Origin of the sequence: Aminobacter sp. HY435, from assembly GCF_027568395.1 — a bacterium.
GTDB lineage: Bacteria > Pseudomonadota > Alphaproteobacteria > Rhizobiales > Rhizobiaceae > Aminobacter.
Map to the genome: position 1 here is coordinate 151,492 of NZ_JANKZL010000001.1, position 13,866 is coordinate 165,357.

14 protein-coding genes are annotated in these 13,866 nt (G+C 63.6%); 2 read left to right on the forward strand and 12 right to left on the reverse strand.

What is annotated here, in order from left to right; all coding sequences use genetic code 11:
• Nucleotides 1-85: 85 nt before the first annotated feature.
• Both PCJ21_RS00715 and PCJ21_RS00720 read left to right on the forward strand, forming a co-directional pair.
• Complete coding sequence (locus tag PCJ21_RS00715) at nt 86-1,306, forward strand: bifunctional 2-C-methyl-D-erythritol 4-phosphate cytidylyltransferase/2-C-methyl-D-erythritol 2,4-cyclodiphosphate synthase (protein WP_269929461.1); 1,221 nt, start codon at nt 86-88, stop codon at nt 1,304-1,306.
• Entirely contained in the window at nt 1,303-1,809 is a 507-nt protein-coding gene (locus PCJ21_RS00720) for a CinA family protein (protein WP_269929462.1), read from the forward strand. The genes PCJ21_RS00715 and PCJ21_RS00720 overlap by 4 nt, the downstream gene beginning before the upstream one ends.
• On the opposite strand, the gene PCJ21_RS00725 is transcribed toward PCJ21_RS00720, so the two are convergent.
• From PCJ21_RS00725 to PCJ21_RS00780, 12 genes are all read right to left on the reverse strand, one after another.
• Complete coding sequence (locus PCJ21_RS00725) at nt 1,785-2,246, reverse strand: type II toxin-antitoxin system RatA family toxin (protein ID WP_269929463.1); 462 nt, start codon at nt 2,244-2,246, stop codon at nt 1,785-1,787. The genes PCJ21_RS00720 and PCJ21_RS00725 overlap by 25 nt on opposite strands.
• 17 nt (nt 2,247-2,263) lie before the next feature.
• Entirely contained in the window at nt 2,264-3,226 is a 963-nt protein-coding gene (gene lipA, locus PCJ21_RS00730) for a lipoyl synthase (RefSeq protein WP_269929464.1), read from the reverse strand.
• Nucleotides 3,227-3,428: 202 nt separating this feature from the next.
• On the reverse strand, nt 3,429-4,874 hold the full coding sequence (gene lpdA, locus PCJ21_RS00735; RefSeq protein ID WP_269929465.1) for a dihydrolipoyl dehydrogenase: 1,446 nt from the start codon (nt 4,872-4,874) through the stop codon (nt 3,429-3,431).
• Between the two features lie 15 nt (nt 4,875-4,889).
• Nucleotides 4,890-5,528 carry an SGNH/GDSL hydrolase family protein gene (locus PCJ21_RS00740; RefSeq protein ID WP_269929466.1) on the reverse strand — a complete coding sequence of 213 codons (639 nt, stop codon included), beginning with the start codon at nt 5,526-5,528 and terminating at the stop codon, nt 4,890-4,892.
• 76 nt (nt 5,529-5,604) lie between these two features.
• Nucleotides 5,605-6,963: a pyruvate dehydrogenase complex dihydrolipoamide acetyltransferase gene (locus PCJ21_RS00745; RefSeq protein ID WP_269929467.1), complete on the reverse strand. Its 1,359-nt coding sequence runs from the start codon at nt 6,961-6,963 to the stop codon at nt 5,605-5,607.
• A gap of 18 nt (nt 6,964-6,981) precedes the next feature.
• Complete coding sequence (locus tag PCJ21_RS00750; protein ID WP_269929468.1) at nt 6,982-8,370, reverse strand: pyruvate dehydrogenase complex E1 component subunit beta; 1,389 nt, start codon at nt 8,368-8,370, stop codon at nt 6,982-6,984.
• 14 nt (nt 8,371-8,384) lie between these two features.
• Entirely contained in the window at nt 8,385-9,422 is a 1,038-nt protein-coding gene (gene pdhA / locus PCJ21_RS00755) for a pyruvate dehydrogenase (acetyl-transferring) E1 component subunit alpha (protein WP_269929469.1), read from the reverse strand.
• A gap of 178 nt (nt 9,423-9,600) precedes the next feature.
• A complete protein-coding gene (locus tag PCJ21_RS00760) occupies nt 9,601-9,927 on the reverse strand; it encodes an FtsB family cell division protein (RefSeq protein ID WP_269929470.1) in 327 nt (108 codons plus the stop codon).
• Nucleotides 9,928-10,062: 135 nt separating this feature from the next.
• Entirely contained in the window at nt 10,063-11,337 is a 1,275-nt protein-coding gene (gene eno / locus PCJ21_RS00765; protein ID WP_269929471.1) for a phosphopyruvate hydratase, read from the reverse strand.
• Nucleotides 11,338-11,823: 486 nt separating this feature from the next.
• Nucleotides 11,824-12,027 (reverse strand): dodecin family protein, encoded by a 204-nt coding sequence (locus PCJ21_RS00770; RefSeq protein WP_269929472.1) that lies wholly within the window; start codon nt 12,025-12,027, stop codon nt 11,824-11,826.
• A gap of 96 nt (nt 12,028-12,123) precedes the next feature.
• The gene (gene kdsA / locus PCJ21_RS00775) at nt 12,124-12,957 is read right to left on the reverse strand and encodes a 3-deoxy-8-phosphooctulonate synthase (protein ID WP_269929473.1); all 834 of its coding nucleotides are present in this window, start codon (nt 12,955-12,957) and stop codon (nt 12,124-12,126) included.
• Complete coding sequence (locus tag PCJ21_RS00780; protein ID WP_269929474.1) at nt 12,954-13,820, reverse strand: VOC family protein; 867 nt, start codon at nt 13,818-13,820, stop codon at nt 12,954-12,956. The genes kdsA and PCJ21_RS00780 overlap by 4 nt, the downstream gene beginning before the upstream one ends.
• Nucleotides 13,821-13,866 lie beyond the last annotated feature (46 nt).

Here is a 13,866-nt window from a genome sequence, read left to right on the forward strand (position 1 = left end):
TAGTGCAACTGCGAAATGACAGCCGATTGCGGCGCTTTCGGGATTCTTCTGGCCTTCCGCGGCACACCCGACTAAGCCTCGACGCATGACTGATCCGTTTGAAAACCGTCCTGAAAACTCCGTTGCCGTGGTGATCGTTGCCGCAGGCCGCGGCGAACGCGCCGGCCAGGGCGATGGCCCGAAGCAGTATCGCAAGGTCGGCGGCAAGGCTGTGATCTGGCACACGCTGAAGGCATTCCTCGATCACCCCGGCATCGGCCCGGTGGCGGTGGCAATCCACGCCGACGACGGCGACCTGTTCCGCACGGCGGCCGCCGAGTTCGCCCCGCGCGTCAAGACCGTCGTGGGCGGCGCGACGCGGCAGGAATCGACCCGCCTTGCCCTGCGCGCGCTGGAACTGGACAAACCGGCTGCCGTACTCATTCATGATGGCGTGCGTCCCTTCGTCGCCGCCGACGTCATCGACCGCACCATCGCCGGCATCGATGCGACGCACGGCTCGCTGCCGTCGTTGCCTGTTTCCGACACGCTGAAGAAGGAAACGGTAGGCCAGATCGTCGGCGAGACCATCCCCCGCGCCGGACTGCACGCGGCACAAACGCCGCAGGGCTTTCCGTTCGGCCCGATACTCGCCGCGCACCAGCGCGCCTTCGAGGCCGGGCGCAACGACTTCACCGACGACTCCGCCATCGCCGAGTGGGCCGGCGTCCCTGTCAGGCTGGTGCTTGGTTCCCCCGACAACGTCAAACTTACCTGGGCTAAGGACATCGCCATGGCCGACCAGCGCCTTTCCGGCCAGACAATGAGCTTTCCCGACGTCCGCACCGGCAATGGCTACGATGTGCATTCCTTCGAGGAAGGCGACCATGTCTGGCTCTGCGGCGTCAAAATCCCCCACACCAAAAAGCTCAATGGCCATTCGGATGCCGACGTCGGCCTGCATGCGCTCACCGACGCGCTGCTCGCCACCTGCGGCGCCGGCGACATCGGCACGCATTTCCCCCCCTCCGATCCGCAGTGGAAGGGTGCTGCCTCGCGCATCTTCGTTGAACATGCAGCGTCGGTCGTGCGGTCGCGTGGCGGCCGTATCGCCAATGCCGATATCACGCTGATCAGCGAGGCGCCCCGCGTCGGCCCGCATCGCGCAGCCATGACGGCGGCACTTTCCGACATGCTGCGGATTTCGCCCGAACGCATCTCGATCAAGGCGACGACCAACGAAAAGCTGGGTTTTGTCGGCCGCGAGGAAGGCATCGCGGCAATCGCCACCGCAAGCGTCGTCTACCCCGGGGAACTGCCCGAATGAGCGACATAGGCGCCCTCGCCTCAGCCCTGCTTGAAGCCTGCGAGGCGCATGGCGTGATGGTCGCCACCGCCGAAAGCTGCACCGGCGGCATGATCGTCGCTGCCCTGACCGACATCGCCGGCTCGTCGGCGGTCGTCGACCGCGGCTTCATCACCTATTCCAACGAAGCCAAGAGGGAAATGCTCGGCGTCTCCGAGGCGACACTCAAGGCGCATGGCGCGGTCTCCCGCGAAACGGCGCTGGAGATGGCGGCAGGCGCGCTGGCCCACTCCCGCGCCAGCCTGGCGCTGGCGGTGACCGGTGTCGCCGGCCCGGGCGGCGGCTCGGCAGAAAAGCCCGTCGGCCTGGTCTGGTTCGGTGTCGCCAGGGCAGGCAGGCCCGTCGAGGCGGAATTCCGTCTGTTCGAGAACAAGGGCCGCGACTTCATCCGCCGCGAGACGGTCAGGACGGCGCTCGGGCTGGGCTTGCGGGCTGTCGATCAGGCCAGTTTCGCCGGCCCATAGATCGCGTCCGCCCGCTTTTCGAAGGCTTCGGCGAACATGCGGAAGGCGCGATCGAACATCGTGCCCATCAGTGCGCCGAGAATGCGGCTCTTGAATTCGTAGTCGATGAAGAACTCGACGCTTGAACCGCCGCCGGCGGCCGGCACGAATTTCCACTCATTGGTCAGGTAGCGGAAAGGCCCGTCGAGATACTTGACGTCGATGGTGTTTTCCTGCGGCGTGAGCAGAACCTGGGTGGTGAAGGTCTCGCGGATCGCCTTGTAGCCGATCGTCATGTCGGCGACGAGGATTTCGCGGCCGTCGCGCTCGCGCCGGGTGCGTACCGCAAGCGCTTCGCAAAGCGGCAGGAACTCAGGATACTTCTCGACATCTGCGACCAGGGCGAACATCTGCTCCGGCGGATGGTCGACATGGCGCGTGGTTTCGAATTTCGGCATGCTGTGCCTGGGACGCGTCAGGCCGACTTGGCCAGACGCGCCTCGCGCGCGGCGCGCAGCTTGGCGAAGTCGTCGCCGGCATGGTGCGACGAGCGCGTCAGCGGGCTGGAGGCGACGAGCAAGAAGCCCTTGGTCTTGCCGACGGTGGCATAGGAAGCGAACTCATCTGGCGTCACGAACTGCTTGACCGGATGGTGCTTCTTCGACGGCTGCAGGTACTGGCCGATGGTCATGAAATCAACATTGGCGGTGCGCAGGTCGTCCATGAGCTGGAGCACCTCGTTCCGCTCCTCGCCAAGGCCGACCATGATGCCGGACTTGGTGAAGATGCTGGGATCCAGCTCCTTGACCCGCTGCAGCAGGCGTATCGAGTGGAAGTAGCGCGCACCGGGACGAACGGTCAGGTAGTTCGACGGCACGGTCTCAAGATTGTGATTGAAAACGTCGGGACGCGCGGCGACGACGATCTCAAGCGCGCCTTCCTTGCGCAGGAAGTCGGGTGTCAGGATCTCGATGGTCGTCTGCGGCGTCAGCCTACGGATCGCGTGGATGACTTCGGCGAAATGCTGAGCGCCGCCGTCAGCGAGGTCGTCGCGGTCGACCGAGGTGATGACGACGTGGGTCAGGCCCATCTGCGCCACCGCCTTGGCCACGCTCTCCGGTTCGTTCGGGTCGAGCGGAGTCGGGATGCCGGTCGCGACATTGCAGAAGGCGCAGGCGCGCGTGCAGATCTCGCCCATGATCATGAAGGTGGCGTGCTTCTTTTCCCAGCACTCGCCTATGTTGGGACAGCCGGCTTCTTCGCAGACCGTGACCAGCTTGTGCGACTTCACGATTTCGCGCGTTTCCTGGTAGCCGCGCGAAACCGGCGCCTTGACGCGGATCCAGTCGGGCTTGCGCAGCACCTCCTGGTCGGGCCGATGCGCCTTTTCCGGGTGCCGCGTGCGCGGACGGTCATTGAGATCGAGTACGGTGACCATCAGATATTCCCATCAGGGCCGCGAAAACCGCGACCGACACTCCAATGCACGACGCCGACACAGCGGCCGACCGATTTCCCCGACACCTCATAGTGGAACCGGGGCATGCTCGCCAGTCTGCCGGTCCGACCGGCTCAGGCATCATTCCAAAGCCATATAGTGGCATCGGGCGCGTCGCGAAAGACGCGCCCGCGCGCGACACTTATGCGTTGAGCGCACGCCCATAGGCGTCAAGCACGCTTTCCTTCATCGTTTCCGAGATCGTCGGATGCGGGAAGATGGTGTGCATCAGCTCTTCCTCCGTCGTTTCCAGGTTCATGGCGACCACAAAACCCTGGATCAGCTCAGTAACTTCGGCGCCGACAAGGTGCGCGCCGAGCAGTTGGCCGGTCTTCTTGTCAAAGATGGTCTTGACCATGCCCTGGTCTTCGCCGAGCGCGATCGCCTTGCCGTTGGCGACGAAGGGGAAGCGGCCGACGCGAATGTCCTTGCCTTCCGCCTTGGCCCTGGCTTCGGTCAGGCCGACGGATGCGACCTGCGGGTTGCAGTAGGTGCAGCCAGGGATCTTGAGCTTGTCCATCGGATGCACGTTGGGCAGGCCGGCGATCTTCTCGACGCAGATGACGGCCTCGTGCTCGGCCTTGTGCGCCAGCATGGGGGGACCTGCGACATCGCCGATGGCGTAGATGCCCGGCACATTGGTCTTGCCGTAACCGTCGATGACGATGCAGCCGCGATCGGTCTTGATGCCGAGCGCCTCAAGGCCGAGATTTTCGATATTGCCCTGCACGCCCACCGCTGAGATCATGCGGTCGGCGGTGATCTTTTCGACCTTGCCGTCCTTCATCTCGACATGGGCGATGACCGAATTGGCGCCCTTCTCGACCTTGGTGACCTTGGCCTCGAGATGGATCTTCATGCCCTGCTTTTCGAACTGCTTCTTGGCGAAGGCGGAGATTTCGGCGTCTTCCACCGGCATGACGGCGGGCATGACCTCGACGACGGTCACCTCGACGCCCATCGTGCGGTAGAACGAGGCGAACTCGATGCCGATCGCGCCCGAGCCCATGACCAGCAGCGACTTCGGCATCTCCGGCGGTACCATCGCCTCAAAGTAGGTCCAGATCAGCTTGCCATCGGGCTCGATTCCGGGCAGCGCGCGCGGTCGGGCGCCGGTGGCGACAATGATGTGCTTGGCGCTGTAGGTACCCTCGCCCAGCGTGTTCTTGGGCAGCGGCGCCTGCGGCTCCATCGGCTTCTTCGACGACTTGGAGACGACGATCTGGCCGGGCTTGGTCAGCTTCGCCTCGCCCCAGATGACGTCGACCTTGTTTTTCTTCATAAGGAAGCCGACGCCGCCATTCATGCGCTGGGCGATGCCGCGCGACCGCTCGACGATGGCCTTGAGGTCGGGCGAGATCGAGCCCTCGAGCTTCAGGCCGTAGTTCTTGGCGTGCTCGGCCAGATGCAGCACCTCGGCCGACCGCAGCAGCGCCTTGGTCGGGATGCAGCCCCAGTTGGAGCAGATGCCGGCCAGGTGCTCGCGCTCGACGACAGCAGTCTTGAGACCAAGCTGGGCGGCACGGATCGCCGCGATGTAGCCGCCCGGACCCGAGCCGATAATGATGACGTCGTAATTCTCAGCCAAGGCGTTTCTCCAGTCCTAGAGCTCAAGCATCACGCGCACGATGGGCGCAAGAGCACGGCCGATGTTGCGGGTGTTTTCGGCATCGAGATGAACGCCGTCGATGGACGTGGTGACGGCGACCGAGCCGGCGTCGAAGAAGCCGCAGCCGACCTCGTCGGCAAGCGCGGCATAGAGCGGCGCGAGCCGCCGGGAGGCATCGACGCCACCGGAAAATGCCTCCGCGACATCAGCGTTCTCCGTCTGGCTGACGAGCGGAGGCGAGACCAGCAGGACCTGAGGTTCGGGATAATCCATGCCATGGTCATAGGCGCGCACGATCGACACCAGCCGCGCCATGCCGTGCCTGGCCGCCAGCGGGCTGCCATGGATCCACGACTTCATGTCGTTGGCGCCGAGCATGATGATGACGAGGTCGAGCGGCGCATGCGTGCCGAGAATCGTCGGCAACAGCCGCACGCCATTGCGATCGACGCTGGCAAAATGGTCGTCGAAGGCCGTTGTGCGGCCGTTGAGGCCTTCGGCGATGACATGGACGCCGCCGCCCAGCTCCGCCTGCAGCACGTTTGGCCAGCGGTCTTCGAAGGCATGACGATCGGGGCCTGCGGCATCGTAGCCCCAGGTCAGCGAGTCGCCGTAGCAAAGCACTGTCTTCATCAAGGGGTCCTCACTCCTCACCCAGCAAGCGCAACAGGCAATCGCCCTTCCCGCGAACGGGAAGGGCCAAGCTGGATCACACCAGCATGCCCATCGGGTTTTCGATGAGGCGCTTGAAGGCGGCGAGCAGTTCGGCGCCGAGCGCGCCATCGACGGCGCGGTGGTCGGTCGACAGCGTCACCGACATCACGTTGGCGATCTTGATCTCGCCGCCCTTGACCACTGGCCGCTGTTCGCCCGCGCCGACTGCCAGGATGGTCGCGTGCGGCGGGTTGATGACGGCGGCGAAGTCCTTGATGCCGAACATGCCGAGGTTCGAGACCGCGCTCGTGCCGCCCTGGTATTCCTCGGGCTTGAGCTTGCGGTTGCGGGCCCTGCCGGCAAGATCCTTCATTTCATTGGAAATGACCGACAGCGTCTTGATGTCGGCCTGGCGGATGATCGGCGTGATCAGGCCGCCCGGGATCGACACGGCGACGCCGACGTCGGCGTGCTTGTGCTTGACCATGGCCTGGTCGGTCCACGACACATTGGCGTCCGGCACGGCCTTGAGAGCAAGCGCCATGGCCTTGATGATCATGTCGTTGACCGACAGCTTGTAGGCAGGAACCTCGCCCTTCTCGGTCTTGACCACGGGCGCGGCGGCGTTGAGCTGGGCGCGCAACGCCAGCAGCGCATCGATGTCGCAGTCGAGTGTCAGGTAGAAGTGCGGAATGGTGCTCTTCGCCTCGACCAGACGGCGCGCAATGGTCTTGCGCATGTTGTCGTGCGGGATGAGCTCGTAGCTGCCTTCCTCGAACAGCTTCAGCACCTGGTCGTCCGACATGCCCTTGGCCGCCGGTGCGGCAGCCGGAGCGGACGCAGGCGCCTTGGCGGCGGGAGCAGCCTTTGCGCCACCGCCCGAGATCGCAGCCTCAACGTCAGCCCTGACGACACGGCCATGCGGCCCGGTGCCGGCAACGGCCGAGATATCCACGCCGGCATCCTTGGCGATGCGGCGGGCAAGCGGCGATGCAAACGAACGGCCCTCGCCCGACGCTGCAGCGCCGTTGGTGGCCGCGGGCTTGGCCGCCGGTGCGGCCGTAGCGGCGGGCGCCGGTGCTGCGGGAGCAGCCTCTGCCTTCGGCGCTTCACCCTTGGAAGTTGCCGCCGGCACGCCATTGCCGCCCTTGGCGGCGACTGAAGCGTCCTCGCCTTCAGCCGCGAGGATCGCGATCAGCGAATTGACCTTGACGCCTTCCGTACCTGCCGGGACGACGATCCTGGCGACAGTGCCTTCATCGACGGATTCGACTTCCATCGTCGCCTTGTCGGTCTCGATCTCGGCGATCACGTCGCCGGGCGAAACCTTGTCGCCTTCCTTGACCAGCCATTTCGAGAGGTTGCCCTCTTCCATGGTTGGCGACAGGGCGGGCATGGTGATGTTTATCGGCATGATGTCCTCCCGCCCGTGTCAGCGATACGTGACTGCTTTGACCGCCTCGATCACTTCGCCGATGTTCGGCAGAGCGAGTTTTTCGAGGTTGGCGGCATAAGGCATCGGCACGTCCTTGCCGGCGATGGTGATGACCGGCGCATCGAGATGGTCGAAGGCGCGCTGCGACACCTGGTTGGCGATGAAATCGCCGACCGACGACTGCGGGAAGCCTTCTTCCACCACGACCAGCCTGTTGGTCTTCTTGACCGAGGCGACGATGGTGTCGAGATCGATCGGACGGATCGTGCGCAGATCGATGATTTCGGCATCGATGCCCATGCCGCGCAACTCGGTTTCAGCCTTGACCGCATAGGTCATGCCGATGCCGAAGGAGACGATCGTCACGTCCTTGCCCGGCTTGTGGATGCGCGCCTTGCCGATAGGCAGCACGAAATCGTCAAGCTTCGGCACGTCGAAGTGCTGGCCGTAGAGAATCTCGTTTTCGAGGAAGATGACCGGATTCGGATCGCGGATCGCGGCCTTGAGCAGGCCCTTGGCGTCGGCTGCCGTGTAGGGCATCACCACCTTGAGGCCCGGAATGTGGCTGTACCAGGCGGCGTAGCACTGCGAGTGCTGCGCGCCGACGCGGGCCGCGGCGCCATTCGGGCCACGGAAGACGATCGGCGCGCCCATCTGGCCGCCCGACATATACAGCGTCTTCGCCGCCGAGTTGACGATCTGGTCGATCGCCTGCATGGCGAAGTTGAAGGTCATGAACTCGACGATCGGCTTGAGCCCAGCCATCGCAGCGCCAACGCCGACGCCGGCAAAGCCGTGCTCGGTGATCGGGGTGTCGACCACGCGGCGCGGGCCGAACTCCTGCAGCAGGCCTTGCGTGATCTTGTAGGCGCCCTGGTACTCGGCAACTTCCTCGCCCATGATGAAGACGTCGCCGTCACGGCGCATCTCTTCAGCCATGGCGTCGCGCAGCGCTTCACGCACGGTCGTCGAAACCATCTCGGTTCCGGCCGGAATGTCCGGGTCGGCGGCAACTTCGGTCCTGGGCGCGGCGGCGACGGGAGCGGATGCCTCGCTCTTGGCCGGTGCAGCCGCCACGGGAGCGGGAACTGCCGGCGTGACTTCTTCCTCGCCGACGCCTTCGCCGGCCTTGTCGATATCTTCGCCGTCGACCGCGAGAACCGCGATCAGCGCATTGACCTTGACGCCTTCGGTGCCGGCGGGAACGACGATCCTGGCAAGCACGCCCTCATCGACCGCTTCCACTTCCATGGTCGCCTTGTCGGTCTCGATCTCGGCGATCACGTCGCCGGCGGCGACCTTGTCGCCTTCCTTCTTCAACCACTTGGAAAGATTGCCCTCTTCCATCGTAGGAGAGAGAGCGGGCATGAGAATTTCGATCGGCATGTTTGCGCCCTCCCTTAGATCACGATGTCGGTCCAGAGCTCGGAAACATCCGGCTCGGGATCGGTTTGCGCAAACTCGGCAGCGTCGGCCACGATGTCGCGAACGTCCTTGTCGACGGCCTTGAGCTCGTCTTCGTTCGCCCACTTCTTGGCGAGGAGGCGCGCCTTCACCTGCTCGATCGGATCATGCTCGGAGCGCATCTTTTGCACTTCGTCCTTGGAGCGGTACTTCGCCGGATCGGACATCGAGTGACCGCGATAGCGATAGGTCTGCATCTCGAGGATAATCGGACCGTTGCCCGAACGGCACCATTCGGTAGCGAGATCGCCGGCGGCCTTGACCGCGCGAACGTCCATGCCGTCGACCTGGATGCCAGGGATCTTGAACGACAAGCCGCGCTGCGAGAAATCGGTCTCGGCCGAGGCGCGCGAAACGGCGGTACCCATGGCGTAGCGGTTGTTTTCGATGACGTAGATCACCGGCAGCTTCCACAGCGAGGCCATGTTGAAGCTTTCATAGACCTGGCCCTGGTTGGCCGCGCCATCGCCGAAATAGGTCAGGCTGACATTGGGGTTTTCGCGATAGCGGTTGGCGAAGGCCAGACCGGTGCCGAGCGACACCTGGGCGCCGACGATGCCGTGGCCGCCATAGAAATGCTTTTCCTTGGAGAACATGTGCATGGAGCCGCCCTTGCCTTTCGACAAGCCGCCCCGACGCCCGGTCAGTTCCGCCATCACGCCGCGCGCCGACAGGCCCATGGCCAGCATGTGGCCGTGATCGCGATAGGCGGTGATCATCTGGTCGCCTTCGATCAGCGACATCTGCAGGCCGGTAACAACCGCTTCCTGGCCGATATAAAGATGGCAGAAGCCGCCGATGAAGCCCATGCCGTAAAGCTGGCCGGCCTTTTCCTCGAAGCGGCGGATGAGCAGCATCTCGCGGTAGGCGGAGAGATCCTGCTCCTTGGTGAAATCAATCGGCTTGGGTGTTACCGGACCGGACTTTGTATCGGATTTCGATTTGGCGGGCGCTTTTTTAGCGGCGGTGGCCATGCATCACTCCCTGTTGGCGTCTCTTTGCGGACATTGAGGAGATCGTGCATTGCCTCTCCTCTCCATGATCAAAACGCTAGCATGGAGAGTGACGCCGCGCCATGCGGAAAAACGCATAGCAGGCATGCAGTTAAGCGACTAAAAATACACAGCTTCTTGCCGCTTAACTGAAGTTCAGTTAATTGGCGATTGCCATGGGACGCATGATGGTCAGCTCGTCGGCATGCGAGATATTGAGCGCGTTGCGCGCCTGTTCGTCAAGCATGTCCTTCTCCAGCGACCCGTCATGCAGCATGTGCACCCGCCGCTCGATCTCGAGACGATGGCCGCGAATGGTGTCGAGCCTGGCCTGAAGCTCCACCGCCCGCGCCTCGAGCCGGTACTTGGAATAGATGCCGAATTCGCCGTGATAGGCATGGAAGCCGAAATAGGAGAGGAACATCACAGCCAGCGCCGGAACGATCAGCCGGCCGGTCTTTGTTTGCTTGTGATGGCGTGTCCACATGGTCAGAACCCTCTCTCAGGCTCTTGTCGCTCCATTGTGCTTAATGGAGGGTTACGCCGCCCCCGGGCGGAGGGCTGCGCAAAACAAAAAAGGCGGGAAACATCCCGCCTTCTTCGAAATCCTGGAAGTGGCTGATCAGCCGCGCAGGATGGACCTGCCGGCAAAACGCGCCTGGGTGCCCAGTTCTTCCTCGATGCGGATGAGCTGGTTGTACTTCGCGGTACGGTCGGAACGAGCCAGCGAGCCGGTCTTGATCTGGCCGCAGTTGGTGGCGACCGCAAGATCGGCGATGGTCGAGTCCTCGGTCTCGCCCGAACGGTGCGACATGACCGCCGTGTAGCGCGCCTTGTGAGCGGTCTCGACGGCGTCCAGCGTCTCGCTCAACGTGCCGATCTGGTTGACCTTGACCAGGATCGAGTTGGCGACGCCCATCTTGATGCCGTCGCGCAGGCGGGCCGAATTGGTGACGAACAGATCGTCGCCGACCAGCTGCACCTTGTCGCCGCAGATGTCGGTCAGGTACTTCCAACCCTCCCAGTCGTCTTCGGACATGCCGTCTTCGATCGAGATGATCGGATAGTCGGCAGCCAGCTTGGCCAGGTACTTGGCCTGCGCCTTGGGATCGCGGGTCTTCTTTTCGCCTTCGTAGACGTAGGCGCCATCCTTGAAGAACTCGGTCGCTGCGCAGTCGAGTGCCAGCGCCACGTCCTCGCCCGGCTTGAAGCCGGCCTTTTCGATCGAGGCCATGACGAAGTCGAGAGCCGCCTGGGCGCTCTTCAGGTTCGGCGCAAAGCCGCCCTCGTCGCCGACATTGGTGTTGTGGCCGGCTTCCTTCAGACCCTTCTTCAGGGTGTGGAAGATTTCCGATCCCCAACGCACCGCGTCGCGCAGGCTGGGCGCGCCGATCGGCATGATCATGAATTCCTGGAAGTCGATCGGATTGTCGGCATGCGCGCCGCCATTGATGATGTTCATCATCGGCACCGGCAGGATGCGGGCATTGGGGCCGCCGACATAGCGGTAGAGCGGCAGCCCGGAGGCTTCGGCCGCAGCCTTGGCCACCGCCAGAGACACGCCGAGGATGGCGTTGGCGCCGAGGCGGCTCTTGTTGGGCGTGCCGTCCAGCTCGATCATCGTCTGGTCGATGTGGATCTGGTTTTCGGCTTCCATGCCGCCGATCGCCTCGAACAGCTCGCCGTTGACCGCTTCGACGGCGCGCTCGACACCCTTGCCAAGATAGCGCGGGCCGCCATCGCGCAGTTCCATCGCCTCATGGGCGCCGGTCGAGGCGCCCGAAGGCACCGCTGCGCGGCCCATCGAGCCGTCTTCAAGAACCACGTCGACCTCGACGGTGGGATTGCCGCGGCTGTCGAGAATCTCGCGGCCGATAATGTCGATGATTGCTGTCATGTGAGGCATCCCCGGGAGCTGATCGCAAAGAAGGATCGGTTGGATTTCCGCGCCCGTCTTAGCCAAAGCGAAAAAAAAGGCAATCACGAGCGCCGAAATATCACGCTGCGGCAGCCTGCGATTCACATTCGGCGATGCCCTGTCATCATAATTCATCCAAGCGGGCAGGCGCATCCCAACACTTTCGGGTAAGTTCGGTGCGCGCGGGGCGAAACAGAGGGAGTTTCGCCATGTCCGAGTTGAGTGGTATCGTGAGTTTGTTCTTCATTGCAGCCGCCTTTCTAACCTCCTGCAACAGCCAGCCGCCTCCACAGGGTGCCTCGCAGGTGCGGATGATGCCGACACAGAGGTAGTCGCGCGCGGCAGCGCCGAACAAGGAAAAGCCCCGCAACGCGGGGCTTTTCTCATCCTTGTGTTGTGCATGCAAACACAACGGCTCCCCGAAGGGGAGTTTCCAAAATTTCAGCTGATGGAAGCTGGCGAAGCTCAGTCGGTGAGGATGAAGGTCACCTTCATGTTGACGCGGTAGGCAACGATCTTGCCGTTCTCGACAACGACCTTCTGGTCCTGGATCCAGGCGCCTTCGACATTTTTCAGCGTCATCGACGCGCGGGATATTCCCTGCTCGATCGCATCCTGAAAGCTCTTGGTCGACGACGAGGTGATTTCCGTAACGCGGGCAACAGACATAGGATTCCTCCAGCTGATACACTCAGTCACGGAGCAAGCCTACGCCGGGCCGGAGCCGGGCTCAAGCTGGAGTTGCAGGCGGCTGCTGCTCGCCGGTCAGCCCTTGGCGATACGGTCGAAGGCCATCAGGCGTTCAAGCAGGGCCGGCATGTCCTTGAACGGCACCATGTTGGGGCCGTCCGACGAGGTCGAATTGTCGGGATCCTCATGCGTCTCGATGAACACGCCGGCGACACCGACGGCAACGGCTGCGCGCGCCAGCGTCTCGACGAAGCGGCGCTCGCCGCCCGAGGTGGCGCCCTGCCCGCCCGGCTGCTGCACCGAATGCGTGGCATCGAAGATCACAGGCGCGCCGATGTCGGCCATGACAGGCAGGCCGCGCATGTCGGAGACCAGTGTGTTGTAGCCGAACGACGTGCCGCGCTCGGTCACCAGCACGTTCGGGTTGCCCGAGCCGGTTACCTTGGCGACCACGTTCTTCATGTCCCAGGGCGCCAGGAACTGGCCCTTCTTGACGTTGACGACCTTGCCGGTCTTGGCGGCAGCGATGAGCAGGTCGGTCTGGCGGCTGAGGAAGGCCGGGATCTGCAGCACGTCGACCACTTCGGCGACGACAGCGCACTGCTCTTCATTGTGAACGTCGGTGATGACGGTGACGCCAAGCTCCTTGCGCAGGTCGGCGAAGACGGGCAGCGCCGCGTCGAGGCCGGCACCGCGCGTGCTCGACAGCGAACTGCGGTTGGCCTTGTCGAAGCTCGACTTGTAGACGAAGCCGATGCCGAGCCTCTGGGTCAGCTCCTTCAGCTTGCCGGCCATGTCGAAGGCATGCTGGCGCGATTCGAACTGGCACGGGCCGGCGATCAGCGACAGCGGTGCGGTGTTGGAAAACAGCGTCTTGCCAACAGTCACATTTGCATTCGGCTTGCTCATTTCAGTTCCTCGAAAATAAAGGTCGCACCTTGCCCCGGGGCCGGCGGAACCACCAGTCTTTGGCCGCTTAGATCGTGCTCGACGCCCCGCTCCGCAAGAAGTGTTCGCAGCGAATCGACATCGTCGACGGCGAAGACGATGGCGTCGAGCTGGATGTTGTCGCTCCCGGGAGCCGCATGAACGACGAGATCCGCATTTACCAGAGGCACCTTTGCGGTGCCGGCTGCGACCTCTGCGCTGCTGTGCGCAATGGTCGACAGAAAGGTCGCGGCAGCCCCTGCATTGCCGGACCTGGCCTCGATCGCCACCACGCGGCGCGCGCCATTGGCGTGTACCTGCAGCGCACCACGGTCGACCTTCGGCGCATTGGCGCGCTCGCAGGCAAAGAAGAAGGCCTCGTCGGCATTTGCCGGTTCGGCCGCAAACGCCAGCCTGAACGACGCCACGTCGGCCCGGCCACTGCCATCGACGAAGGGTCGCGAAAAATCGAGGCGCGGCCCCGCCGAGACGTTTACCTCGACATAGCAGCGGTGGTCGGCGTCTGCGTCATCGGAAGCAAAGACAACCGCTGAGAAGCCCTCGTCGCCATGGGTTGAGCGGAAAGCACGGTCGCGCGCGACAAAGACATTGCGTCCAGCCACGGCGTCGTCGGCGGTTGCAGGATCGCCCACTGCCAAAGGCTCGAGAAAGGTGCCGTCGGCTAGATAGATGCAACAATTGACGGTACCGAAGGGATGGACACCGTCTGGCGAAACCGTGAACCCGAGCGCCGACAGCCGTTCACGCGCGACGGCAAGGCTTGCGGTCGGCAAGACCACGTGATCGAGGGCGCGCGGCCCATTTTTTTGGATCGTTTCAATCATCGGCCAGCGCTGTGCCTCAAATCCACGTCCTTCGCAAGGCAGGGCA

Excerpts from the sequence above, each read along its gene's own strand:
- PCJ21_RS00715 (WP_269929461.1), top strand. The coding sequence starts at position 86 with ATGACTGATCCGTTTGAAAACCGTCCTGAAAACTCCGTTGCCGTGGTG.
- PCJ21_RS00720 (WP_269929462.1), top strand. The coding sequence starts at position 1,303 with ATGAGCGACATAGGCGCCCTCGCCTCAGCCCTGCTTGAAGCCTGCGAG.
- PCJ21_RS00725 (WP_269929463.1), bottom strand. The coding sequence starts at position 2,246 with ATGCCGAAATTCGAAACCACGCGCCATGTCGACCATCCGCCGGAGCAG.
- lipA (WP_269929464.1), bottom strand. The coding sequence starts at position 3,226 with ATGGTCACCGTACTCGATCTCAATGACCGTCCGCGCACGCGGCACCCG.
- PCJ21_RS00740 (WP_269929466.1), bottom strand. The coding sequence starts at position 5,528 with ATGAAGACAGTGCTTTGCTACGGCGACTCGCTGACCTGGGGCTACGAT.
- PCJ21_RS00745 (WP_269929467.1), bottom strand. The coding sequence starts at position 6,963 with ATGCCGATAAACATCACCATGCCCGCCCTGTCGCCAACCATGGAAGAG.
- PCJ21_RS00750 (WP_269929468.1), bottom strand. The coding sequence starts at position 8,370 with ATGCCGATCGAAATTCTCATGCCCGCTCTCTCTCCTACGATGGAAGAG.
- pdhA (WP_269929469.1), bottom strand. The coding sequence starts at position 9,422 with ATGGCCACCGCCGCTAAAAAAGCGCCCGCCAAATCGAAATCCGATACA.
- PCJ21_RS00760 (WP_269929470.1), bottom strand. The coding sequence starts at position 9,927 with ATGTGGACACGCCATCACAAGCAAACAAAGACCGGCCGGCTGATCGTT.
- eno (WP_269929471.1), bottom strand. The coding sequence starts at position 11,337 with ATGACAGCAATCATCGACATTATCGGCCGCGAGATTCTCGACAGCCGC.
- PCJ21_RS00770 (WP_269929472.1), bottom strand. The coding sequence starts at position 12,027 with ATGTCTGTTGCCCGCGTTACGGAAATCACCTCGTCGTCGACCAAGAGC.
- kdsA (WP_269929473.1), bottom strand. The coding sequence starts at position 12,957 with ATGAGCAAGCCGAATGCAAATGTGACTGTTGGCAAGACGCTGTTTTCC.
- PCJ21_RS00780 (WP_269929474.1), bottom strand. The coding sequence starts at position 13,820 with ATGATTGAAACGATCCAAAAAAATGGGCCGCGCGCCCTCGATCACGTG.